This window comes from Nocardia cyriacigeorgica (assembly GCF_005863245.1).
GTDB classification, from domain to species: Bacteria; Actinomycetota; Actinomycetes; order Mycobacteriales; family Mycobacteriaceae; genus Nocardia; species Nocardia cyriacigeorgica_C.
This window is the reverse complement of sequence record NZ_VBUT01000002.1, coordinates 480147-503736: the sequence shown is the minus strand read 5'-3', so window position 1 is coordinate 503736 and position 23590 is coordinate 480147. Positions and strand designations below refer to the sequence as shown.

Below are 23590 nucleotides of genomic sequence, written 5' to 3'. Positions count from 1 at the left end.
GTGAGACACAACACGACGGGAGGGTTCCAGCGTGCAACTGCACCGGTCCGATGTGGTCGACGGCGCCATCGCCATCCTCGACCAATTCGGTCTCGCCGACCTGACGATGCGTCGGCTGGCCGGATCGTTGCGCGTGCAGCCCGGCGCCCTGTACTGGCATTTCCCGAACAAGCAGGCGCTGCTCGGCGCGGTGGCCGACCGCATCCTCGCGCCCATGGAGGATCCGCTCGAGGCCACCGACTGGCCGGGCCAGCTCACCGAACTCGCGCACCGGCTGCGCAACTGCCTGCTGGCCTACCGTGACGGCGCCGAACTCGTCTCGGCCACCTATGCCTCACGCCTGACCACCAGCAAGGGCCGCGAGCGTTTCGCCGGCGCCGCGATCCGCGCGGGCATGCCGCGCGCCGAGGCCGAACTGGCGGCGTTCACGCTGCTGTACTACGTACTCGGCCACACCGTCGACGAACAGTCGCGCATGCAGATGGACTCCGCAGGCGCACTCACCGACGCCGATTCCCCGCTGAGCGATGCCGAATCCCCCGACCCGACAGCCCGTTTCGACTTCGGCCTGCAACTGTTCGTCGGCGGTATCCGGCACCTGCTCGGCTCCCGCGTGCGCTGATGCTCGAATCCCGCATGCGCTGAGAGCTGCGCAAGATCGGCACGATACCTCCACGCAGGCCTTTCTCATCGCGCTATCCGGCCCTCACCGGACCAGTGCCGGCCGCCGCGCGAACCGGCTCTCCGGACGCGGCAGCCCGAAGTGGTCACGCAAGGTGGTCCCGGTGTATTCGGTGCGAAACAGCCCGCGCTCCCGCAGAATCGGCACCACGGTCTCGGCGAACACCTCGAGCCCACCCGGGTAATACGGCGGCATCACGTTGAACCCGTCGGCCGCGCCGTGCCGGAACCACTCTTCGATGGTGTCGGCGACCTGCTCCGGTGTTCCGGCGAAGACGCGATGCCCGCGCGCACCGGCCAGCCGATGCAGCAGTCCGCGCACCGTGGGACGCTCGCGCTCGACGATGCCCGCCACCACTTGCAGGCGGCTCTGGGCGTTGTCGGTGACATCACCGGCGTCGGCGAACAATTCGTACGGCACCGGCTCGTCCAGTTTCAGATGCCGCAGGCTCTTGCCCGCGATGCTTTCCAGCTGCGTCAGGCCGTATTCCGGCACGGTGAGTTCGTTGAACTCCCGTTCCAGCCGCCGGGCCCCTTCTTCGGTGTCGGCGATGAACGGAGAGATCCCGGGCAGGATCTTGACGTGATCGGGGTTGCGGCCGAAACCGCGCGCCCGCTGCTTGATATCGCGGTAGAACCGCTGCGCGTCCTCGAGCCGCTGATGCGCGGTGAAGATGGCTTCGGCATAGCGGCCCGCGAAGGCGCGGCCGTCATTGGACGCTCCGGCCTGCACCAGCACCGGATAGCCCTGCGGGGTGCGCGCGGAGCTGAACGGGCCACGCACGCGCAGGTACTCGCCGTCGAAGTCGATCCGGTGGATCTTGTCCGGGTCGGCGTAGCGCCCGGCGGCGCGGTCGAACACGATGGCGTCGTCTTCCCAGCTGTCCCACAGCGCGACCACCGCGTCGACGAATTCCCGCGCCCTGGCATAGCGTTCGCGATGATCCGGGTGCCGGTCGAGACCGAAATTGGCGGCCGCCGCTTCGGTCCCGGTGGTGACGATGTTCCAGCCCGCGCGGCCACCGGAGATGTGGTCGAGCGAGGAGAACAGCCGCGCCAGGTTGTAGGGCTCGTAGTAGGTGGTCGACGCCGTCGCGATCAGGCCGAGATGCGTTGTCGCCGAGGCGATCGCGGTGAGCAGCGTGATCGGCTCCAGCCCTGGCGCGGCGTTGAACTCCACGTTGGTTCGCAGGGCGGGCCCGTCGGCGAAGAACACCGCGTCGAAGGTCGCGGCCTCGGCGGTGCGGCCGATCTGCTGGTAATAGGACACGTCGTAGATCCGGTCGGCGCCGCTGTCGGGATGACGCCAGGCCGCCTCGTGATGGCCGGCCGGGTAGATGAACGCGTTGAGACTCAGTTGTCGTTGCTCGGTCATGAAGCCTGCTTCACCTACGCTGCCTGCGGCTCGACACCGAGCCCGCTCAGCAGCTCCTCTCGATACTGTGCGAACACCGGATCGCTGTGCCGGCGTGGATGATCCAGTGCGATGCGGCGGTCGAGCACGATGCGCCCCGCCTCGAGGACGAGCACGCGATCGGCCAGCGACACCGCCTCGTCCACGTCATGGGTGACCAGTAGCACGGCCGGGGTGTGCTTGGCGCACAGCTCGCGCAACAGCACGTGCATCCGGATCCGGGTGAGCGCGTCGAGCGCGCCGAAGGGTTCGTCGGCCAGCAACAGCGCGGGCGCGCGCACCAGCGAACGGGCCAGCGCGACCCGCTGCTGCTCACCACCGGACAACTCGCGCGGCCACGCCCGCTCCCGCCCGGCCAGCCCGACCTCGGCGAGCGCCTCCCGGCCACGGTCGGCGGCACCCGGACCGGTCAGCCCGAGGGTGACGTTGTCGAGCACCCGCGTCCACGGCAGCAGCCGCGAATCCTGGAACACCACCGCCTTGTCCGCCGGCACCGACAGCTCCCCCGAACCGGGCACGCCGTCGTCGAGTTCGGCCAGCGCCCGCAGCAAGGTGCTCTTACCGGAGCCGCTGCGCCCGAGCAGCGCGACGAATTCGCCGCGCGCGATATCGAGATCGAGCCCGTCGAGCACCACCCGGTCGCCGAAACCGCGAGTGAGGGCGCGGGCCCGGACGAGATTCAGTCGCCGAGAGTCTGCCGCCATGACAGCGCCTTCCTTTCCACTGTGCGCACGGCGAGATCACCGAGCAGCCCGAGCAGGCCGTAGATGACCAGGCCGACCACGATGACGTCGATCTGGCCGTAGGTGCGGGCCTGCGTCATCAGATAGCCGATGCCGCTGGTGGCGTTGACCTGCTCGACCACCACCAGCGCCAGCCAGGAGATGGTGACCGCCAGCCGCAGCCCGGTGAAGAAGCCGGGCAGCGAACCGGGCAGCGCGATCCGGCGGATGAACGCCGTGCGCGACAGGCCGACCGTCTCGGCGAGTTCGACATAGCGTGCGTCGACGCTGCGCAGATGCGCGTGGGTGTTGATGTAGACCGGGATGAGCACGCTGGTGGTGATGACGATGAGCTTCATCTGTTCACCGATGCCGAACCACACGATGAACAGCGGGATCAACGCCAGCGTCGGGATGGAGCGTTTGATCTGGATCGGCCCGTCCACCAGCGCCTCACCCAGGCGGCTCAGCCCGGCGATCAAGGCCAGCACCACGCCGATGACGACGCCGAGCACCAGACTGATCCCGGCCCGTTGCAGCGAGGTGAGCAGGTTCGATTGCAGGCGGCCGTCGGCGAGGAGATCGCCCGCGGTCTGCGCGACCGTCCACGGCGCGGGCAGGGTCTCCGGGTCGAGCGCACCGGAGGCGGATCCGGCGATCCAGGCGCCGATCAGCAGTGCGGGCCCGAGCGCCGCGCCGAACGGGATCGCCCGGCCCGGCCCGAGGGTGCGGCGGGTGCGCTTGCGCGCGGCGAGCGCGGGGGTGGCGGCGGTGCGCGGTACCCGTCCGAAGACGCCCGCGCCTGCGGTCTGTACAGCCATCAGTTGCTCCCCGGTGCGAAGCCGGCGCCGACCTGGCCGACGGTTTCGGTGATGACGGTGTCGAAACGCAGGTCGATCCCGTCGGCGGCGCTGACCTTGCGCGGCAGTTCACCGGCGGCGTCGATGACGTCGATGGTGGCCTGCTGGCGGTCGATCAGCTGCTGGTCCAGATGCGGGAAGGTGATGGTGCCCCGCGATGCCACGATGCGCTTGGCGTCGTCGAGGCTCACCTTCTGGTTGTCCACGTAGTACTTCTGCGCCCATTCGTCGCGGTGCTCGTTCACCCACTGCCAGGACCGCACATACGCGGCCACCAGCGCCCGCACCGCGGCGGCCTTCGCCGGATCACGCACCACCTCGCGGCGCGCGTACAGGTAGGTGAGCCCCGGGTAGGTGCCCGCGGTTTCCTCGGCCGGGATCAGCGAGGTGCCGGGGGTGCGCAGGAATCGGGTGGTGTTGGGTTCGTTGAGCGGGGCGAGATCGACCTGGCCGGTGCGCACCGCGTCCAGGAATTCGGCGAGCTGGATGCGCACCAACTCCACGTCGGAGGTCTCCAGCCCGGCCTTGTCCAGCAACCGCAGCACCGCCGCCTGCTGTGAGGTGCCCTCGGCGTAGGCGATCTTCTTGCCCTTGATCTCCGCGGCCGTCCGGACCGAAACACCGGGGGCCACACCGAATCGCAAAGCGCCCGGGTCGATCTGGGCCGCCGCGACGATCGGCACATCCTGTTTCGCGGCGAGGGCGTGGATGGGCGGGACATCGCCGACCCAGGCGGCGTCGGCGGCCCCGGCGCGGAACGATTCCAGGATCGCCGGACCGCCCACGAAGTTGGCGAACTCGACCTCGAACGGCAGCTTGTCCAGCTCACCCGAGAGCAGCAGTTGGTGGCGCAGCAGTTCGGACTGGTCGGCGAGCACGAGCTTGGTGCCCGGCGGCACCTCGGTCGGCAGTGGCCCGTCGACGACAGACCCAGCCTCCGGCTTGTCGGAGGCACATCCGGTCAGCGCGAACGTCGCGAACGATACTGCGGCGAGCAGGAGGGCGGCGGTGCGGCCGCGCGGGCCGGTGCGGAAGATACGAGGTCGAGCCATGCGGGAATTCAACAAGCCGGGCCCGGCCCCGAACACCGTTAACGGCACCGTGATCCGAACTCGTCCTCACCGTCCGGCGTCGACGCGGCCGGCGCTCTGCTGTTCGAACCGTTCCACGAACGGCTGCACCTGCTGGGCGAGCACGGTGTTGTACTCGTGCGGGCGCTGGCGCGGGTTGGCATGGCCGGTGCCGTGCGGCAGCACCACCAGCAGCGCGCCGTCGGCGCCGCCGACCTCGTCGATGAGCACCTGATGGGTGCGTTCGACGTCGACCACCTCGTCCCGGTGGGCGTCGTGCGGGCGGATGAACACGATCGCCGGACGCGGCTTGCCGTCGGCGGGCTCGGACAGCGCGCGCAGATTGTCGACCGAACCACCGGCCACGATGGCGAGGAATTGGGATTCGATCAGGCCGTTGCTCGCGGCGTCGGGGTTGAAGATCTTGTCGCGCAGCACCTCGGCCACCACCGCGCCCAGCTCTTCGACGCGGATACCGGGGACGCCGTCGCGGTCGACGAAACGTTCCCGGCGCGCATAGGTTTCGACGACCAGCCGCAACGCGCGGCTCTCCCTGGCACCGGGCAGCCAGCCCATCCAGCGCACCATGTCCTGCCCGCGGCCGCGTTTGTCGGGCCGGACGGCGTCGAGGTCGAGCGGGGTGCAGTCGAGCAGCACCGCGACCAATCGCAGCTCGCTGCCGGTGTGGATATGCTGGCCCACCTCCAGCGCGATCACCCCGCCCATGCTGTGCCCGGTGAGCACGATATTGCGGATCCCGGACATGACCGCGGCCCGGATGATCAGATCGGCGATCACCTTGGTGTCGATACCGCGATTGTCGTAGCGGATCGCCCACACCACGCCCATCGTGCTCAGCGCGGGCAGTGCTTCGGCGGTGTCGGAGGCGTTGAGGCCGCCGAGTCCAACCATGTCGACGACGGCGGTATCCCAGTCCCCCGGATCGGCGGGCGCGGAGATCGGCAGCAGCGACGGCTCGGTGCCCGCCAGCCGCGCCCGCTCCGGCGCCACATCGTGCACCCAGTACTGGACCATGCCGATCAGCACGATCAGCATCAGCGCACCGGCCCGCGACAACGCCAACCGGGTGCGGCGCAACGTCGTCCAGTTGTGCCCGGGCCGGGTCTCGGCCAGTCGGGCCCGCCGTCGCGCATCGTCCCAGTCGGTGACAGTGGACGGGTGTCGATCGTCCAGCGGCGACATGTTTTCACTGTAGGCACGGCGCGCGACGCTCTGCCATCGCCGCGACCCGGCGCCACCTCGAACCGGACCGATCGGTAGAGTTCGGCCTCACCCTCGGTGGGTGCGGGAATCCGGTGCAAATCCGGAACGGTCGCGCCACTGTGAGCGCCCCCTGCGGGCGCGAGTCAGACCTCCCCCACCGGACGAACTCTGGAGAGGCCGCGACTTGCCTGTGGAGCGCTGTTCATCGATGGTGCGTGCGCGATGACCCGTGTCGGCACCGCTGTCGTCGTCCCGATACTGCTGGCCGCGCTGGCCGCGGTCATGGTGCTGGCCACCGGATTCGGCGCGGAATCGCTGCCGGTATCGGGCGTGATCGACGTCCTGACCCACCGCCTGACCGGCCGGATACCGCCGGACCCCGGCCTGGACACCATCGTCTGGCAGCTGCGGGTGCCGCGTACCGTGCTGGCCGCGATCGTCGGGGCCGGGCTGGCGCTGGCCGGTGCGGCCATGCAGACGCTGGTGCGCAACCCGCTGGCCGATCCGTTCCTGCTCGGTGTGTCCTCCGGCGCCGGGGTCGGCGCCGCGGCGGTGATCACCTCGGGTGTGCTCGCGGGTGCGGGGCTCTGGGCATTGTCGGGCGGTGCGCTCGTCGGCGCGTTCGCGGCGGCGGCGCTGGTGTTCATGATCGCGGTGACCCAAGGCGGGCTCACGCCGCTGCGCCTCGTCCTGACCGGCACCGTGCTCGCCTCGGCGTTCTCGGCGCTGACCAGCTATCTGATCTTCCGCAGCACCGACCCGGCGGCCGCGCAGTCGGTGCTGTTCTGGCTGCTGGGCAGCCTGGCGGGCGCGGACTGGACCAAGATCGCGGTGCCGCTGGCGGTGGTCGCGGCCGCCGCAGTGGCGCTGATCGCGGCGTCGGGCTGGCTGGACGCGCTGCATCTGGGCGCGGACACCGCCGGTTCCATCGGCGTTCCGGTGCGTGAGCTGCGAATCGCGTTGTTCGTGCTGCTCGCGGTGCTGGTCGGCGTACTGGTGGCGGTGTCGGGCGGGATCGGCTTCGTCGGGCTGGTGGTGCCACACGCGGCGCGCCTTGTCGTCGGGCCGCGCCACCGCGCGCTATTGCCCACGTGCGCGCTGCTAGGGGCGCTGTTCCTGGTGATCGCCGATGCGGCGACACGAGTCCTGGTGCGGCCCACCGAGATACCGGTCGGCGTATTGACCGGGCTGATCGGTGCGCCGGCGTTCCTGATCCTGATGGGCCGGCGGCATTACCGGTTCGGTGCGTCGTGAGCGGCGCGTTCATCACAGCCGACACCGGTGGTCGTGATGAATCTGCCGAGTCGCCGGAGCACCCGATGACCGCCGACCAGGCCGTGGGCGGTGCGACCGTCGCGGTGCGCGACCTGGCCTGTGGTCCCGGGCGACGCGAGGTCCTGGCCGGCGTCGATTTCGAGGTCCGCCCCGGCGAAATGATCGGCATCGTCGGCCCGAACGGCGCAGGCAAGACCACCCTGCTGCGCACCCTCGCCGGACTCACGAAGCCGCGACATGGCCGCGTCCTGGTCGGCACCGACGATCTGCACGCCCTCTCGCCCCGCCGGCGCGCGCGAACGGTCGCGCTGGTCGCGCAGGACGAACGCCCACCCGACGATCTGCTGGCCTGCGAGGTCGTCTCACTCGGCCTGACGCCGTATCTACCGCCCTGGGGTGCCGGCTCCTCGCGCGAACGCACGATCATCGACGACGCCCTGGCCGCGGTCGACCTCGCCGGCTTCGGCGACCGCCCGGTCCACCGCCTCTCCGGCGGCGAACGGCAGCGCGTGCTGCTGGCCCGCGCCCTCGTCCAGAACACCCCGGTGCTGCTGCTGGACGAACCGACCAACCATCTCGACATCACCCACCGGCTCGAGCTGCTCGCCCAGGCCCGGCGCCTGAACCGCACCGTGATCGCCGCGCTGCACGATCTGGCGCTGGCCGACCGCTACTGCGACCGAGTGCTGGTCGTGCACGACGGGCGGGCCCATCCGCTCGAACCGCCCGAGATCGCCCTGCACGCCGACATCGTCGGCACCGTGTTCGGAGTGCGGGCCACCCGCGTGCCGCATCCCGAGACCGGCGAGAACCATCTGTTGATCACCCCGCGAGAGGCGGCCCGATGAAACACCCGATCCGAATGCTGTCGGCGGCCGCGCTGGCCGTGACGCTGGCCGCCTGCGGCAGTCCGCACGCCGCGACCGGCGACCTCACCGTACGCAATTGCGGTGTGGAGTCGAGCTTTCCGGCCCCGGCGCAGCGCATGTTCGTCAACGACAGCAACATGATCTCGATGGTGCTGGCGCTCGGCGCGCAGGACCAGGTGGCCGCGGTGTCGAGCATGCAGCAGGACATCACCGTGCTGCGCAACCACTACGGACCGGCGGTGGACACGCTGAACTCGGTGGCCGACGAATCCCCCTCGCGGGAAACGGTTCTCGCACAGGGAGCCGATGTGGTGGTCGCCGGCTGGAATTACGGCTACGACGAATCCAAGAACCTCACCCCGGATTCGCTGCGGGCGGCCGGCATCGCCGCCTACATCCTCACCGAGAGCTGCCGTCAACGCGCCGGTGAACGCCCGCGCGGAGTGGTCGAACCGTGGACGGCACTACGCGAGGATCTCACCAACCTCGGCGCCATCACCGGCCGCACCGAACGCGCCACCGAGCTCGTCGGCGATCTCGATCGCCGCCTCGCCGCGCTCGCGGCCGCGCCGAAACCCGAACGCACCCCGCGGATCTTCCTGTTCGACAGCGGCAGCGACACCATCTTCTCCAGCGGCAGTTTCGGTGCGCCGCAGGCGATCCTGGACGCCGCCGGTGGACGCAATGTGCTCTCGGATGTCCCCGACACCTGGACCGCGGTGTCGTGGGAGCGGCTGGCCGGCGCCGACCCGGACGCCATCATGTTCGTCGACTATCCGATGCAGAGCTACGCGCAGAAGGTCGAGATGCTGCGCGCCAAGCCGGGCATCAACCAGCTGCGCGCCGTCACCGAGGGACGCTTCCTGAACCTGCCGTACGCGATGTGGACGAGCGGGCCGCTCAATATCGATGCGGCCGAACAGATCCGCAAGCACCTCGAACAGTGGGGATTGGTGCCGCCGTCGGATATCGCGCCGCGATCCGACGACGCGATCCGCTGAGGTCGGGACAGGCGGTTCGGCACTCGGATAGCCGCGGCCCGAACGTGATGCTCACCACATCAACCCAGGTAGAGCGGCGCTTCCGGCGAATCTCACACCGATTGTGTCGGACCCCGGGTCTAGCGTCGGCTCCGTGACGCATACGTCGCACGGCCGGCATCATGACCTCTCACTCAGCAGACGTGACGTCAGACACAAACGCGCAATATTCGCTTGTACGCGACTATTGCGTGCGCATTATGATCGCGCGGTGACGAGTGAATTGGGAATCAGCGAGACGCTTGAGCGTTTCCTGACGGGCCTGTTCAGCGCGAGTCGTTCCGGGGGTGCCGATCGGCTGGTCGACCTGGATCTGTCGCTCTCGCAGGCACGCACCCTGTTCGTCCTCGGCCACGACGATCGTCAGCAGCTGCCCATCCACACCATCGCCGAACGACTCTCGTTGTCGGTGACCGCGGCGGGGCGCAATGTGGATCGGCTCGTTCGTCTCGGGTTGCTGACCAGGGACGAAAGCCCAGAGGACCGGCGGGTGAAACTGGTCGGCCTCAGCGAACACGGCCGCGAGGTCATCCGCGATCAGATGATGTGCCATCGCGAAGCGATCGACCGCCTGGTCGAACGCCTGCCCGACACCGTGCGTGACGATCTGCACGCCGCCCTCATCGGCGTGCTCGACTCCGGGGCACTCGCCTCGGTGCAATCCATCCCAGCCGTATCGACGGGAGACCCCTCGTGAGCAAGTCCGCCGGCAGTACCGCCGCAGCGGTACCCGACAAGATAGACGGCGCCGTACTCAAGGTCGCCGGTGTCGTCGTCCTCGGCGCCATCATGTCGATCCTCGACATCACCGTGGTCAACGTCGCGCTGCCGACGTTCCAGACCGAGTTCGACGTCGCCAACTACTCCACCGTGGCCTGGACGGTCACCGCCTACACCCTCGCCCTGGCGACGGTCATTCCGCTGACCGGTTGGGCCGCCGACCGATTCGGCACCAAACGCCTCTACCTGGCCGCGCTGGTGCTGTTCACCGGCGGTTCGGTGCTGTGTGCGGCGGCCTGGAGCATCGAGGCGCTGATCGCGTTCCGGGTGATCCAGGGCCTCGGCGGCGGCATGCTGATGCCGCTGGGCATGACGATCATGACCAAGGCCGCCGGACCCGAGCGGATCGGCCGGCTGATGGCCATCCTCGGCATCCCGATGCTGCTCGGCCCGATCCTCGGCCCGATCCTGGGCGGCTGGCTGCTCGACAACGCCACCTGGCACTGGATCTTCCTGATCAACCTGCCCATCGGCGCCATCTCGCTGGTTTACGCCTACCTGGTGCTGCCCAAGGATGATCCGCAGCCGAGTGAGACCTTCGACTTCATCGGCATGCTGATGCTCTCGCCGGGTCTTGCGCTGTTCCTGTTCGGTGTGTCCACGATTCCGGAGGAAGGCACCGTCACCGCGCCGAAGGTGTGGGCGACGATGCTGCTGGGCGCGCTGCTGGTGATCGCGTTCGTGTTCTACTCGTTCAAGCCCAAGCATCCGCTGCTGGATCTGCGCCTGTTCAAGAACTTCGACCTGTCGATCTCCACGATCACCATGTTCCTGTTCGCGGCCTCGTTCTTCGGTGGTCTGCTGCTGGTGCCGACCTACTTCCAGCAGGTGCGCGGGGAGAGCGCGCTGATGGCGGGTCTGCTGGTGGCGCCGCAGGGTCTCGGCACCATGCTCACCATGCCGCTGGCGGGTGCGCTGGCCGACAAGCTGCCGGTGGGCCGGATCGTTCCGGTCGGCATGGCGACCATCACCGTCGCGATGTTCGGGCTGTCGCAGACCGACGCGCACACCTCCTACCCGATCCTGCTGGGTCTGCTGTTCGTGCTGGGCCTGGGCATGGGTGGCACCATGATGCCGCTGATGACGGCCGCGCTGCGCACCCTGTCCGAGCACGAGGTGGCCCGTGGTTCCACGCTGCTGAACATCGCGCAGCAGATCGCCAGCTCGGTCGGTGTCGCCATCATCTCGGTGGTGCTGACCAACCAGTTCAAGGCGTCGGAGCCGGTGTCGGCGGCCCAGGCCGTCGGCGAGGCCGAACGCACCGGCACGCCGCCGGACCCGTCGATCCTGGAATACATCCAGTCGCTGGGTGCGAAGTTCGAGTCGATCGTGCTCGACGATATGGCGTCGGCGTTCTCCACCAGCTACCTGGTGGCGGCGTTCCTGTGCCTGGTCACCTTGATCGCGTCGTTCTTCCTGCCGCGCAAGAAGATCGATGCTCCGGCCGAGGGTGAACAGCCCAAGGCTCCGGTCATGATGCACTGAGCTGCGTAGAAGCGGACCACAACCGATCCCCGTGCGAACGAACTCGCACGGGGATCGGTTGTTTTCGGCTATCAGAAACGGTCGGGCACACAGGGCGAACCTCAGGCGCGCAACGCCGAACCGCAGGCCCACACGCCGAAGCTCAGGCCCACACGCCGAAGCTCAGGCCGACACCCCGACCATCGCGGCCGCGACATTATTGGCATTGGCGATCCGCTGAGCGCGGGCCTCGCCCGAGCTTCGTTCGTAGTACTGGTCGAACACGGCAGCGGCGGCGGCAGGGGTATCGGTGGCCCGCAGCCGCGCGTAAGCCGCGGACTCACTGCCTTGCAGCTCGTGCATCATGAAATCAACCTGAGTTTCCCAGTCGCCGGCCGATTTACCCTGGGCCGCAGCAAATGCTTCCAGATTCGCGCGACGCCCGCCCAGCCACTGGCACAGCCCATAGGCGCCCTCGTTCGGGTTGTAGGCCCCAGTGTTCAGCCCCGGCGCTTCGACCTGCATATTGCCGATAATGCCCGCCGCCTGGGCCGGTGTGAGGTGGTACTTGTTGACGAGCCGGTCGTAGATCTTCTCGGCCGTGGTCCGCTCACCGCCCTCCAGCGGCCGCGCATCCGCTGACGTCGGGATGTCGCCGCCGGTGTAGACGTCGCCGGGCAGGTTGCTGCCGAATGTCGGCGTCCACGGCGGTGCGCCGCCACCGCCGTACCCGCCGCCACCGCCGCCGGTATTCGCCCCGCCCGGCGGCGAATTCCAGGCCTGCCGGTCCAGCTCGTTGAAGGCGGCCCACACCTCGTCGACGGCCTTACCGATGAGCTTGTCGATCGCGCCCACCGCGCCGACCTGCTCGGCCGGGGTCGGGCGGTCCGGCGGATCGTCGACCACCGTGGCCAGGGCTTCTCTGATGGCGTCTTCGAGCAGATCGACCTGCTTGGTCACCTCATTGGCGACGTCGGCGGACGCGGCGGCCATCTCGGCGATCTGATCGTCGAGTGAATTCCATTGGTCCTGATAGTCCTTGACGTCGGCGGCCCGGAGTTTGTACTGCTGCTTCATTTCTCCGGTACCCGGCATCTCGCCGCCGAGGCCGTCGAGGTATTTCGCCGTGATGGTGGTGGCGTTCTTGTCGCCGAGCCCCTTCTTCAACGCTTCCAGCGTCGCTTCGGCCCGCCCGATATAGGGATTCAGAATGGGGGCGTCAGCAAAACGCCGAAACTTCACCGGTTCCGGAGCCACCGTCCACCTCCACCACATGAGCCGCAGCATGCGCTCCCTGCCCTGTCTGCCACAGACGCAGGTGACCACGGCAAGAAATAGCAGATTTCGCCGGCGCGCACGAGCGCCGATATTCCCTGCGGCGAGAAGTCAGCGGACTCGGGCGGACGTGCACCGTTGGTCGCGAGGCGCTCAGATCAGCGTCCCGACATCGGTGGCGACCAGATGATCGAGTGCGCGTTCGGCGACCGCGGCGATCGTCATCGACGGATTGCAGGCGGCGGTATTGCCCGGCATGAGCGCCCCGTCGAGCACGTACAGGCCGCGCTGGCCGAGCACCCGGCCCTCCAGATCGCAGACGCTGCCCATGCTCGCTCCGCCCAGCGGATGCCAGGTGGACGGGAACCCGGCATTGGTGTCGAGCAGGGCGGTGCCCGGGCCGGCGATGCGGTGCGCGGTGGGCCCGATGTGGTTGTCCTGGATGAAGGAATCGCCGTCGGCCGGCCAGCGCAGCACCGCCTGTTCGGCCGCCGCATCGTAGGTGAACGCGCCGCGGCCCGCGCTGACGCCGTAGCCGACCATCATGGTGGACTTCGGATCCACCGGCATGGGCGGGATCGACGCCTGGATGAGCGTGTGCGCGGAGTTCGGGTCCGACCAGTTCAAGCTGCCGTACACCACCGGACCACCCTGCGCGGGACCGAAATCCGCGGCGGGGTTGGTCCATACGTAGATACGGTCGGCGTTGGTGCCCCAGTTCTGGCCGACTGCGTCGGGCAGATCGGGAATCAGACCCCTCGCTCCGGCGCGCACCAGCATTTTCGTCGTGTTGAGGCTGCCGGCCGCCAGCACCAGCGCGCCCGTGGTGATGACGAGGTTCTCTTGGACGGCGCCGGTGGTGTCGATGCGGTCGACGTGCACGATCCAGCGGCCGTCGGCGCCGCGCTCGATATCGGTGACCTCGTGCTGGGTGCGGACCTGCACCCGTCCGGTGGCTTCGGCGGCCGCGATATAGGTGACGTCGACCGAGTGCTTGCCGCCGTTGTTCACGCCCATCGCGCCGTCGCCGTTGGTGTAGGACGGTTTCATCTCCCCGCGCAGTTCGGCGAGGGCGAAATTCCAGTCGATGGGCATGGGGATCTTCGACAGCGGCAGCCCGGCGCGGCGCACGTGATCGGCGAAGACGCGGGCCGCGGCATAGTTCGGATGCGCGATCAGCTCCTCCGGTGCGACGGCCAGCCCGAGCATCCGCGCGACCCGCGGATAATGCACGCGATCCATGGTGGCCCAGTCGAGTTCGGCCGGGAAATGGGTGTTGAACACCGCTTCGTCCGGCTGCAACGACATGCCCTGATAGATCAGCGATCCGCCGCCGAGCCCGGCCGCGCACAGTGCCGTCATGTTCTCCCCCGGCACCGCCTCGACCAGGCCGGTGTAGGGCTCGAAGGCCAGCGGGCGCCCGAAGAGGTTCGGGCTGGATCGATGCCACAGGATGCGCTTGTCCGGCGCGGAGGCGCGCGGGAAGGTCTCCGCGTTCGGCCCGGTGTGCCAGCGCATCCCCCGTTCCAGCAGCAGCACCGGCACCCCCGCCTCGGCCAGCCGCAGCGCCGTCACCCCGCCGCCGAAGCCGGAGCCGATCACCACGACACGGTGCTCTTCCCGGGTGAGCCGGACTCCGTTGACCCGAGCGGCGATGGCGGGCTTCGGGTCGAGGACCCGGGCTCCGGCGAGCACGGCCCCGGCGGCCACCGCCCCGGTCAGTAGCGAGCGGCGGGAGAGCACTGACATGGATGATCCTTACGACGAGCCGAGTGCGGGGTGCACGGCGCATCGCTCGACAGCACTGGCGAGTCCTGCCATCGGGTGGCCAGCGCTGGTCACGTGATGGTCCGGATGCGCCGTGCGTCGGTCACCGGGCGTCCCGACGCAACCTCTCCGCGTCGGTAACCCGGTTACCGAGTAACGACGTTACTGCACCGGCGGAGCGCAGGAGGCGAATTCGACGAACTTCCCGCTCAGCCGAGCAGGTAGCGACCCACCCAGTCGGAGTCGAACCATCCGGACGCATCGGCCCGGAACTCATCCGCCGGCCACGCGCCCGCCCCCGCCGGAACCGAGCCGACCAGTGGGGCGCCGGTCACCCGCGGCAGGTCGACGCGGTTGGTTTCCATGGCCAGATCGGGCACCTGCGGCCACGACCCGATCACCAAGCCCGCGCACTCCACACCCGCCGCGTCCAGCGCTCGCGTGGTGAGCTCGGAGTGATTGAGGGTGCCGAGACCGGGCGCGGTGACCACAAGGACCGGAGCCGACAGCTTGACCGCCAGATCCAGCAGGGTGAACTCCCCGATGCGTACCAGCAGCCCGCCCGCGCCCTCGACCAGCACGAGGTCGGCGCCGAGTTCGGTGATGGCCGAGAGCGTTTCGTCGATGGTGAGCAACGGTGCGCCGCACCGGCGGGCCGCCGTGTCGGGCGCCAGCGGTTCGGGATAGCGGGCCAGCTCGACGGTGTCGGTGACCCCGGCGAGTCGCGCGATGGTCGCGAGATCGCCGGGTTCGTCCGGTGCGACACCGGTCTGGGCGGGTTTGCAGACCGCGACCGACCGCCCGGAAGCCGCGGCGGTGGCGGCCAGGGCCGCGGTGACGATGGTCTTGCCGACGTCGGTCGACGTTCCGGTGACGAACAACAAGGTCATCGCAGTGCCTCCATACTCGCTCGCCTCACGCCGGCACCGCCTGACGCGCACCGGAGAGCACCTCACCGAGCACCGTGGCGATCGTGTCGAGTTCGGCGGAGGTGAGATTCGCCCGCGCCGTGAGCCGCAGCCGCGAGGTCCCTTCCGGCACCGACGGCGGACGGAAACACCCCACATCCAGCCCTCGTTCCCGGCACTGCTGCGCGGCATCGAAGGCCACCTGCGCCTCGCCGAGCACCACCGAGACCACCGCCGAATCCGGTTGCGGCACACCGGCGATCCGCGCGATATCGGCCGCCCGGTCCAGCACCCGCTGCGCGATACCCGGATCGCCGCGCAGGATCCCCAGCGCCGCACGGGCCGCGCCCACCGCGGCGGGCGCCAGCCCGGTATCGAAGATGAACGTACGAGCCGCGTCGATGAGGTGCGCACGCACCCGCTCACCGGCCAGCACGGCTCCCCCTTGGGCGGCAAGGGCTTTCGACAGGGTCGCGGTGATCACCAGATCCGGTTCGCCGGCCAGTCCCACTTCGTGTACCAGCCCGCGTCCGCCGGTGCCGCGGACACCGAGCCCGTGTGCTTCGTCGACGACGAGCACCGCGCCGTTGGCGCGGGTCACCCGATGCAGTTCGGCCAGCGGCGCCAGATCGCCGTCGGCGCTGAACACCGAATCGGTGAGCACCAGTGCGCGTTCCTCGGTGCGGCTCGCCAGCAGCCGGTCCACCGCGGCGACATCGCAGTGCGGTGCGATCTCCACCCGCGCCCGCGACAGCCGGCACGCGTCGACCAGCGAGGCGTGACTACCGGCGTCGGAGACGATCAGCGAGCCACGCCCGGCCAGCGCCGTCACCACGCCGAGGTTGGCGGCATAACCGGAGGCGAACACCAGCCCGGCTTCGGCGCCCATGAACTCGGCGAGTTCGGACTCGAGCAGTTCGTGTTCGGTGGTCGTCCCGGTCACCAGCCGCGATCCGGTCGACCCGGCGCCCCACCGCCGCACGGCCGCGATCGCGCCCTCGATCACCTCCGGGTGGCGTGCCAGCCCCAGATAGTCATTCGATGCCAGATCGATGGACGGCGACTGCGGTTCCCGTGCCCGCAGCTGCCGTCGCAGCCCCGCCCCCACCCGCTCGGCAGCACGCGCGTCCAGCCAGCTCAATGGATCGGTACTCACAGCTGAACACCATACTTGAACGGCGTTCAGGAGGGTGACCGGGGCCACCGGCGACGCCGTTATGGGCCGAACCAGCTGGGCGTATCCATCCGGAAGAGCTCGCCCGGCGCCAGCGTCCGAAGATCGGCTTCCAGGGCGGCCATCCGCTCGGCGCCCAGCGCGGCCGCCCAGCGCGCGTGGATGCGGTCGAAGGTCGCGGCGGATCTGTCCAGCATCTCGACGCCGCGATCGCTGAGTGTGTAGACCTTGCGCCGCGCGTCGGCCGGATCGTGGCCACGGCGCAGGTACCCGAGGCGCTCGAGGTTGTCGATGTGCTTACCCGCGGCCTGCTTGGAGATGCCGAGGGCGCGCCCGAGGTCGGCCGCCGTGCAGCCCTGCGGCCCGCTGCGGGCGATCGCCTGGAACAGGAACCCGTGCATCGGCCGCAGGTCCGGGTGCCCGTGCTCGGCGAGGTCGGCGTGCACCTCGTCGATGGCGGCACGGAAGGCGGCCAGCATGCGCAACGGCAGCTCGAAGCCACCCGCATCCCTTGACATAATGGACAACCTCGTTGACTATATGGACAACATCGTTGTCTATCTTAAGGACGTCGCTCCGTGACCGTCATCCGACACTCCGACACCCGCCGCACCGAAACCCCCGGCGGCGTCATGACCACCCTCGCCTCCCCCACCCAGGGCGGCGCCTCACTCCCACTGTGGCGCGTGGAGGTCGCGGCCGGTCAGTCCGGACCACTGCATTTCATCGATGCCGAGCAGGTCTGGACCGTCCTCAGCGGCAGCGCCGAGATCACCGTCGACGGCGCCGATCACGTGGTGTCCGCCGGGGACACGATCATCCTGCCGCCCGATATCCTGCGCCAGATATCCGGCGGCACGGAAGGTTTCACCGCCATCGTCACCGCGCCCGCCGGTGCACGAGCCGGGAAGCCGGACAGTGCGACCACGATCGTGCCGCCCTGGATCGCCTGAGCCGCTGACAGTTACCTCTATACCAGCGTCCGCGCGCCGCCTGCGGGTCATGCGGAGACCACCCAGCCGCTGGGCAGCGCCGGCCGGTGTCGCGCGGCGCCGGCCGAGCCGGACGCCGTCTTCATCACGACGCGCGACCGCGCCGACGGAGCGCTAACCGACCCGCGCCGCCGCCACCATCGCCGACGTGATGGTGGCAATGTCGCCGGTGCTGCTGATGAACGGCGGCATGCAGTAGATCAGATTCCGGAACGGCCGCAGCCAGGCACCCGCACCGACTGCCGCATCGGTGGCAGCACGCATGTCGACGGGGTGATCCAGTTCGATCACCCCGATCGCGCCGAGTACCCGGACCTCGGTCACCGCGGGCAGTTCTCGCGCCGGAGCCAACCCTGATTCGAGTTCGCCTTCGATGCGTTTCACCTCGCCCTGCCAGTCCCGCGAGAGCAGCAGTTCGATCGACGCCACCGCGATCGCGCACGCCAGCGGATTGCCCATGAAGGTCGGCCCGTGCATGAGCCCACCGTGTGCGGCGCTGAGTGTTTCGGCGATCCGCTCGGTACACAGGGCGGCGGCCAGCGTCAGATATCCGCCGGTCAACGCCTTGCCGACACACATCACGTCCGGGCTCACTCCCGCCTGTTCGGCGGCGAACAACGTTCCGGTCCGGCCGAATCCGGTGGCGATCTCATCGAAGATCAGCAGCACGCCGTGGCTGTCGCAGAGCCGGCGCAGTTCGGTGAGGTATCGCGGATCATGCCAGCGCATACCGCCCGCGCCCTGCACCACGGGCTCCACGATGACGGCGGCCAGCTCATCGGCGTGCTCGCGCATCGCACGCTCGAGTTCGTCGACGTAGCCGGGATCGAACTCCCGCGGCGGCGCGGGCACGAAGACCTGTTCGGCGAGGATGTCGGTCCACAGCGAGTGCATGCCGCCCTCCGGGTCGCACACGCTCATCGGGGTGAAGGTGTCGCCGTGGTAGCCGCCACGCCACGTGAGCAGCCGCCGTTTGCCGGGCAGTCCGAGCGCGCGCTGATATTGCAGGCACATCTTCACCGCGACCTCCACCGACACCGACCCGGAGTCGCAGAGAAACACCTTGTCCAACCCGGCCGGGGTCAGCCGCACCAGCAGCTCCGACAGCCGCGCCGCGGGTTCGTGGGTGAGCCCGCCGAACATCACGTGACTCATCCGCTGCGACTGCATCAGCAGCGCCGAGTCCAGCACCGGGTGCCGGTATCCGTGCACCGCCGCCCACCAGGAGCTCATGCCGTCGACGAGTTCGCGCCCGTCGGCCAATATCAGCCGGGTGCCCGACGCCGAGGCGACCACCAGCGGCTCGGTCGTGGCCGGAAACCCGCCGTAGGGGTGCCACACATGTTTCGCGTCGATGGCGGTGATCTCGTCGGGCGTCAGCACCACAGCAACCCTTCGCACAGTGGACGTGCCGCCACCAGCCGGCGGCCTTGAACACCGTTCAAGTTAGCACGGAGCCGCGCAACGACCAGGGGCGCAGCAGCGGCCCCGTAACGCCGGTTAGTGTCGTTGCCATGGTTTCGCCCGACTCCGCTTCCGCCGCGGCACCGCTCGGTGTCTGGCCGGGCAGCGCGTATCCGCTGGGCGCCACCTACGACGGGACCGGAACCAATTTCTCGCTGTTCACCGAGGTCGCCGACGCGGTGGAATTGTGCCTGGTCGACAAGGCGGGCGCCGAGACGCGGATCGGGCTGGAGGAGGTCGACGGGCACGTCTGGCACGCCTTCCTGCCGGGCGTCGGTCCGGGACAGCGCTACGGGTTCCGGGTGCACGGCCCGTTCGATCCCGAGCGCGGCCTGCGCTGCGATCCGAGCAAATTCCTGCTCGACCCGTACGGCAAGGCCTTCGACGGCACCTTCGCCGATCACCCCTCGCTCTACACCTACGGCGAGGATTCGCTCGGCCACACCATGACCGGTGTGGTGATCAACCCGTTCTTCGATTGGGGCGCCGACCGCCCACCGCGGCGGCCCTACCACGAGACGGTGATCTACGAGGCCCACGTCAAGGGCATGACCATCACCCACCCGGATATCCCGGAGGACCTGCGCGGCACCTACGCGGGCCTGGCGCATCCGGCGATCATCGACCATCTGCGCGGCCTCGGCGTCACCGCGATCGAGCTGATGCCGGTGCACCAGTTCCTGCACGACCGCATCCTGCTCGACCAGGGCTTGCGCAATTATTGGGGCTACAACAGCTTCGGCTATCTCGCCCCGCACCACGAGTACGCCGCCGGGGCGCGCGCCGGGGCGGCGGTGACCGAATTCAAGGCGATGGTGCGGGCGCTGCACGCCGAGGGCATCGAAGTGATCCTCGACGTGGTGTACAACCACACCGCGGAGGGCAATCATCTGGGGCCGACCATCGGTTTCCGCGGCATCGACAACGCCGCCTACTACCGGCTGATGGACGACGACCCCGCGCACTACATGGACTACACCGGCACCGGTAACAGCCTGAACGTGCGTCATCCGCACACCTTGCAGCTGATCATGGATTCGCTGCGGTACTGGGTGCTGGAGATGCACGTCGACGGTTTCCGGTTCGATCTGGCCGCCACGCTGGCCCGCGAACTCCACGATGTGGACCGGTTGTCCACGTTCTTCGATCTGGTACAGCAGGACCCGGTGGTCAGCCAGGTCAAGCTCATCGCCGAACCGTGGGACGTCGGCGAGGGCGGCTATCAGGTCGGCAATTTCCCGAGCCTGTGGACCGAATGGAACGGCAAATACCGCGACACGGTGCGCGACTATTGGCGCGGCGAACACGCCACCCTCGGCGAGTTCGCCTCCCGGTTCACCGGGTCCTCGGATCTGTACGAGGCGACCGGGCGCAGGCCGAGCGCCTCGATCAACTTCGTCACCGCGCACGACGGTTTCACCCTGCGGGACCTGGTGTCCTACAACGACAAACACAACGAGGCCAATGGCGAAGGCAACCGCGACGGCGAAAGCCACAACCGGTCCTGGAACTGCGGGGTGGAAGGCCCCACCGACGACCCCGAGGTGCTGGCCTTGCGGGAGCGGCAGTCCCGCAATCTGCTGGCCACACTGATTTTGAGCCAGGGCACCCCGATGCTCGCGCACGGCGACGAGATGGGCCGCACCCAGCTCGGCAACAACAACGTCTACTGCCAGGATTCGGAATTGTCCTGGATGGATTGGTCGCTGGCGCACAAGAACGCCGATCTGCTCGCCTTCACCCGCGCCGCGATCGCCCTGCGCACCGCACATCCGGTGTTTCGCCGCCGCCGCTTCCTCGGCGGCCCGGTCCGCGACGGCGGGCAACCCCGCGATATCGCCTGGCTGACCCCGGGCGGCGCGGAGATGACGGTCGCGGACTGGGACAGCGGTTTCGCCCGGTCGCTCGCGGTGTTCCTGGACGGCGACGGCATCCCGGAACCGGGCCCGCGCGGTGAACGCATCACCGACGATTCGTTCCTGCTGTGCTTCAACGCCCACGACAGCGCCTTGGATTTCACCCTGCCCGCCCCCGATTTCGGCGCCGAATGGTCGGTCGCCCTGGATTGTTCAGCACCCGACGGACGTGCCGAGGCCACCTATGCCGCGGCGAGCACCGTCACCGTCACCGCCCGTTGTCTGCTCGTCCTCCGCCGCACCGCCTGAGAACATGACCGAGAACCTGACCGCCACGCATCTCACCGATCCACAGTCCATGCGCCGCCCCGCCCGGTCGACGCCGGTGCGCAGCACCTACCGGCTGCAACTGCGCCCCGACCTGCTCACCTTCGCCGACGCCGCCGCCATCGCCGAATACCTACAGCAGCTGGGCATCTCGCATCTGTATCTGTCGCCGGTGATGACCGCCATGCACGGTTCCACGCACGGTTACGACGTCACCGATCCGACCACGGTGTCGGCGGCGCTCGGCGGTCCGGCCGGGCTCAAGGCGCTCTCGGACGAGGTGCGCAGCCGCGGCATGGGGTTGATCATCGACCTGGTGCCCAACCATGTCGGTGTCGGCGATCCGCGGCAGAACCCGTGGTGGTGGGATGTGCTGCGGCACGGGCCGGAATCGCAGTACGCGCACTACTTCGATATCGACTGGAGCCCGCTCAACGGCGCCGGCGGGCGGCTGGCGCTGCCGGTCTTGCAGAGCGAGAACGATCCGGCGGCGCTGACCGTCGACCGGTCCGGACCGGAGCCGATGCTGGCGCTGCACGATCTGCGCTTCCCGATCGCGCCGGATACCGACGGCGACAACGCCCTGCGCATTCACGACAAACAGCATTACCGGCTGGTGAGCTGGAAGGCCGGGTTGTGCAGCTATCGCCGGTTCTTCGCGGTGAGCGGGCTGGCGGCGCTGCGTCAGGAAGATCCGGAGGTGTTCGAGGCCACCCACCGCGAGCTCGCGGCCTGGTGTGAACATGACCTGATCGACGGTGTGCGCGTCGACCATCCCGACGGGCTGTCCTATCCGGCGGCCTATCTGGCCCGGCTGCGCAGCCTCATCGGACCGCACCGGCTGCTGCTGGTGGAGAAGATCCTCGCCAACCGCGAACCCCTCGACGCGACCCTGCCCATCGACGGCACCACCGGCTACGACGCGCTCGCCGATATCGGCGGCGTGCTGATCGACCCCGACGGTGAGCAGACGCTGACCGAACTGTCCCAGCATTTCGCCGGCCACGGCAGCGACCGCGCCTGGATCGGCGAGAAGCAGCACCGCATCAAACGCGCGGTGGCCGAGAGCATTCTGGCCCCGGAGATCCGGCGGCTGGTGGCGGCGGTGAAACGCGACGCCGGCGTGAACGGTTTCGACGCCTCCGGGATCAGCGATATGGCGCTGACCAACGCCACCATCGAGGTGCTGGCGTTCCTGCCGGTGTACCGGGTAGATTACACGCCGCTGGCCGGGATGACGGGGGCCGTCGTCGCGGATGTGGAACGACGCAACAGTGAACTCACCGCGCCGCTGTCGGTGCTGGTGGCGGCGCTGGCCGCGGGCGGTGAGGCGGCGGTGCGGTTCAGCCAGGTGGGTGGCGCGATCACCGCCAAGGCCGTCGAGGACACCATGTTCTATCGCGCGGCGCGGCTGGTCTCCCTGCAAGAGGTGGGCGGCAATCCGGCCCGGTTCGGGCATTCGCTCAACGAGTTCCACCTCGCCAACAGCGAACGCGCCCAACGCTGGCCCGCCACCATGACCACACTGTCCACCCACGACACCAAACGCGGCGAGGATGTGCGCGCCCGCATCGGCGTGCTGTCACAGGTGGCGACCCGGTGGGCGCGGTCGGTGGCGACCTGGCTGGAGCTCACGCCCGGCCCCGACGGCGCGACGGCGCTGTTCCTGTTGCAGAACATGTTCGGCGTGTGGCCCGCCGACGGCCGCCCCGCCGCCTCGGTGCCGGGGCTGCGGGATCGGCTGCACCGGTTCGCGGAGAAGGCGATTCGCGAGGCCGGCGAACACACCTCGTGGGAGGAACCCGACCCCGAATTCGAGACCGCCGTGCACACCTGGATCGACGCGGTGATCGACGGCCCGGTCGGCTCGGGACTCGGCGATCTGGTGCATGAGCTGGCCCCGCACGCCTGGTCGGATGCGCTGTCGCAGAAGCTGCTGCAACTGTGCGGGCCGGGGATCCCGGACGTCTACCAGGGCTGCGAGCTGTGGGAGGACTCGCTCGTCGACCCGGACAACCGGCGTCCGGTGGATTTCGCAACCCGCGCCGGAATGCTGCAATCGCTCACGGGCACACCAGGTTTGGACACCACCGGCGCGGCGAAGATGTGGATCGTCGCCTATGCGCTGTGGTTGCGCCGGGAACGGCCGGACTGCTTCGTCGGCGGCACCTACCTGCCGTTGTTCGCGACCGGCGAGCAGGCGGGCAAGCTGGTGTCCTATGCCCGCGGCCGGGTCGGTGATGCGCCGGAGGTGATCGTGGCCGCGACCCGGCACAGCGTGTCGCTGGCCGAGACCGGCTGGGGCGACACGGTGCTGGATCTGCCGCCCGGCACCTGGACCGACCGGCTCACCGGGCACACCTTCCAAGGCCGGGCGCGGCTGGAGAAACTGTTCGCGCGGCTCCCGGTGGCGCTACTGGTGCGCTGA

Annotated in this window: 20 protein-coding genes and 1 riboswitch; of the genes, 9 read left to right on the top strand and 11 right to left on the bottom strand. The window is 69.0% G+C overall.

Going from position 1 to position 23590, the window contains the following annotated elements:
- The first annotated feature begins 31 nt into the window (after positions 1–31).
- Positions 32–622: a TetR/AcrR family transcriptional regulator C-terminal domain-containing protein gene (locus FEK34_RS05495; RefSeq protein WP_138446734.1), complete on the top strand. Its 591-nt coding sequence runs from the start codon at positions 32–34 to the stop codon at positions 620–622.
- 84 nt (positions 623–706) lie between these two features.
- Here the strand turns inward: FEK34_RS05495 and FEK34_RS05490 are convergent, their stop codons facing one another.
- From FEK34_RS05490 to FEK34_RS05470, 5 genes are all read right to left on the bottom strand, one after another.
- Positions 707–2056: an LLM class flavin-dependent oxidoreductase gene (locus tag FEK34_RS05490; protein ID WP_138446733.1), complete on the bottom strand. Its 1350-nt coding sequence runs from the start codon at positions 2054–2056 to the stop codon at positions 707–709.
- A 14-nt stretch (positions 2057–2070) separates the two neighbouring features.
- Positions 2071–2799, bottom strand: a complete 729-nt coding sequence (locus tag FEK34_RS05485) for an ABC transporter ATP-binding protein (RefSeq protein WP_171048056.1) — start codon at positions 2797–2799, stop codon at positions 2071–2073.
- Positions 2775–3638: an ABC transporter permease gene (locus tag FEK34_RS05480; RefSeq protein ID WP_138446732.1), complete on the bottom strand. Its 864-nt coding sequence runs from the start codon at positions 3636–3638 to the stop codon at positions 2775–2777. Before FEK34_RS05480 ends, FEK34_RS05485 begins: the two co-directional genes overlap by 25 nt.
- Positions 3638–4729 (bottom strand): ABC transporter substrate-binding protein, encoded by a 1092-nt coding sequence (locus FEK34_RS05475; protein ID WP_171048055.1) that lies wholly within the window; start codon positions 4727–4729, stop codon positions 3638–3640. The genes FEK34_RS05480 and FEK34_RS05475 overlap by 1 nt, the downstream gene beginning before the upstream one ends.
- Before the next feature lie 66 nt (positions 4730–4795).
- A complete protein-coding gene (locus FEK34_RS05470) occupies positions 4796–5950 on the bottom strand; it encodes an alpha/beta fold hydrolase (RefSeq protein WP_138446731.1) in 1155 nt (384 codons plus the stop codon).
- Positions 5951–6015: 65 nt separating this feature from the next.
- Positions 6016–6142, top strand: a riboswitch (cobalamin riboswitch).
- A gap of 51 nt (positions 6143–6193) precedes the next feature.
- Between FEK34_RS05470 and FEK34_RS05465 the strand changes: the two genes are divergently transcribed.
- The 5 genes from FEK34_RS05465 (at position 6194) to FEK34_RS05445 (ending at position 11420) form a co-directional block, all read left to right on the top strand.
- Positions 6194–7225, top strand: a complete 1032-nt coding sequence (locus tag FEK34_RS05465; RefSeq protein ID WP_138446730.1) for a FecCD family ABC transporter permease — start codon at positions 6194–6196, stop codon at positions 7223–7225.
- A gap of 65 nt (positions 7226–7290) precedes the next feature.
- A complete protein-coding gene (locus tag FEK34_RS05460) occupies positions 7291–8094 on the top strand; it encodes an ABC transporter ATP-binding protein (RefSeq protein WP_138446729.1) in 804 nt (267 codons plus the stop codon).
- Entirely contained in the window at positions 8091–9116 is a 1026-nt protein-coding gene (locus tag FEK34_RS05455; RefSeq protein WP_171048054.1) for an ABC transporter substrate-binding protein, read from the top strand. The genes FEK34_RS05460 and FEK34_RS05455 overlap by 4 nt, the downstream gene beginning before the upstream one ends.
- Positions 9117–9366: 250 nt before the next feature.
- A complete protein-coding gene (locus tag FEK34_RS05450) occupies positions 9367–9852 on the top strand; it encodes a MarR family winged helix-turn-helix transcriptional regulator (RefSeq protein ID WP_171048053.1) in 486 nt (161 codons plus the stop codon).
- Positions 9849–11420, top strand: a complete 1572-nt coding sequence (locus FEK34_RS05445; RefSeq protein WP_138446727.1) for a DHA2 family efflux MFS transporter permease subunit — start codon at positions 9849–9851, stop codon at positions 11418–11420. The genes FEK34_RS05450 and FEK34_RS05445 overlap by 4 nt, the downstream gene beginning before the upstream one ends.
- Before the next feature lie 162 nt (positions 11421–11582).
- Here the strand turns inward: FEK34_RS05445 and FEK34_RS05440 are convergent, their stop codons facing one another.
- The 5 genes from FEK34_RS05440 to FEK34_RS05420 form a co-directional block, all read right to left on the bottom strand.
- Complete coding sequence (locus FEK34_RS05440) at positions 11583–12656, bottom strand: phage tail tip lysozyme (RefSeq protein WP_171048052.1); 1074 nt, start codon at positions 12654–12656, stop codon at positions 11583–11585.
- 171 nt (positions 12657–12827) lie between these two features.
- A complete protein-coding gene (locus FEK34_RS05435) occupies positions 12828–14423 on the bottom strand; it encodes a GMC oxidoreductase (protein ID WP_138446725.1) in 1596 nt (531 codons plus the stop codon).
- A 227-nt stretch (positions 14424–14650) separates the two neighbouring features.
- On the bottom strand, positions 14651–15331 hold the full coding sequence (bioD, locus tag FEK34_RS05430; protein WP_138446724.1) for a dethiobiotin synthase: 681 nt from the start codon (positions 15329–15331) through the stop codon (positions 14651–14653).
- A 25-nt stretch (positions 15332–15356) separates the two neighbouring features.
- Complete coding sequence (locus tag FEK34_RS05425) at positions 15357–16505, bottom strand: 8-amino-7-oxononanoate synthase (RefSeq protein ID WP_138446723.1); 1149 nt, start codon at positions 16503–16505, stop codon at positions 15357–15359.
- Positions 16506–16564: 59 nt separating this feature from the next.
- Positions 16565–17041: a MarR family winged helix-turn-helix transcriptional regulator gene (locus tag FEK34_RS05420; protein ID WP_138446722.1), complete on the bottom strand. Its 477-nt coding sequence runs from the start codon at positions 17039–17041 to the stop codon at positions 16565–16567.
- Between the two features lie 60 nt (positions 17042–17101).
- On the opposite strand from FEK34_RS05420, the gene FEK34_RS05415 reads away from it, so the two are divergent.
- Positions 17102–17476, top strand: a complete 375-nt coding sequence (locus FEK34_RS05415; protein WP_138446721.1) for a cupin domain-containing protein — start codon at positions 17102–17104, stop codon at positions 17474–17476.
- Positions 17477–17629: 153 nt separating this feature from the next.
- On the opposite strand, the gene FEK34_RS05410 is transcribed toward FEK34_RS05415, so the two are convergent.
- On the bottom strand, positions 17630–18901 hold the full coding sequence (locus FEK34_RS05410) for an adenosylmethionine--8-amino-7-oxononanoate transaminase (protein ID WP_138446720.1): 1272 nt from the start codon (positions 18899–18901) through the stop codon (positions 17630–17632).
- 128 nt (positions 18902–19029) lie between these two features.
- Between FEK34_RS05410 and glgX the strand changes: the two genes are divergently transcribed.
- Together glgX and treY are read left to right on the top strand one after the other, a co-directional pair.
- Positions 19030–21144 (top strand): glycogen debranching protein GlgX, encoded by a 2115-nt coding sequence (gene glgX, locus FEK34_RS05405; RefSeq protein ID WP_138446719.1) that lies wholly within the window; start codon positions 19030–19032, stop codon positions 21142–21144.
- A 49-nt stretch (positions 21145–21193) separates the two neighbouring features.
- Positions 21194–23590 carry a malto-oligosyltrehalose synthase gene (treY, locus tag FEK34_RS05400; protein WP_138446963.1) on the top strand — a complete coding sequence of 799 codons (2397 nt, stop codon included), beginning with the start codon at positions 21194–21196 and terminating at the stop codon, positions 23588–23590.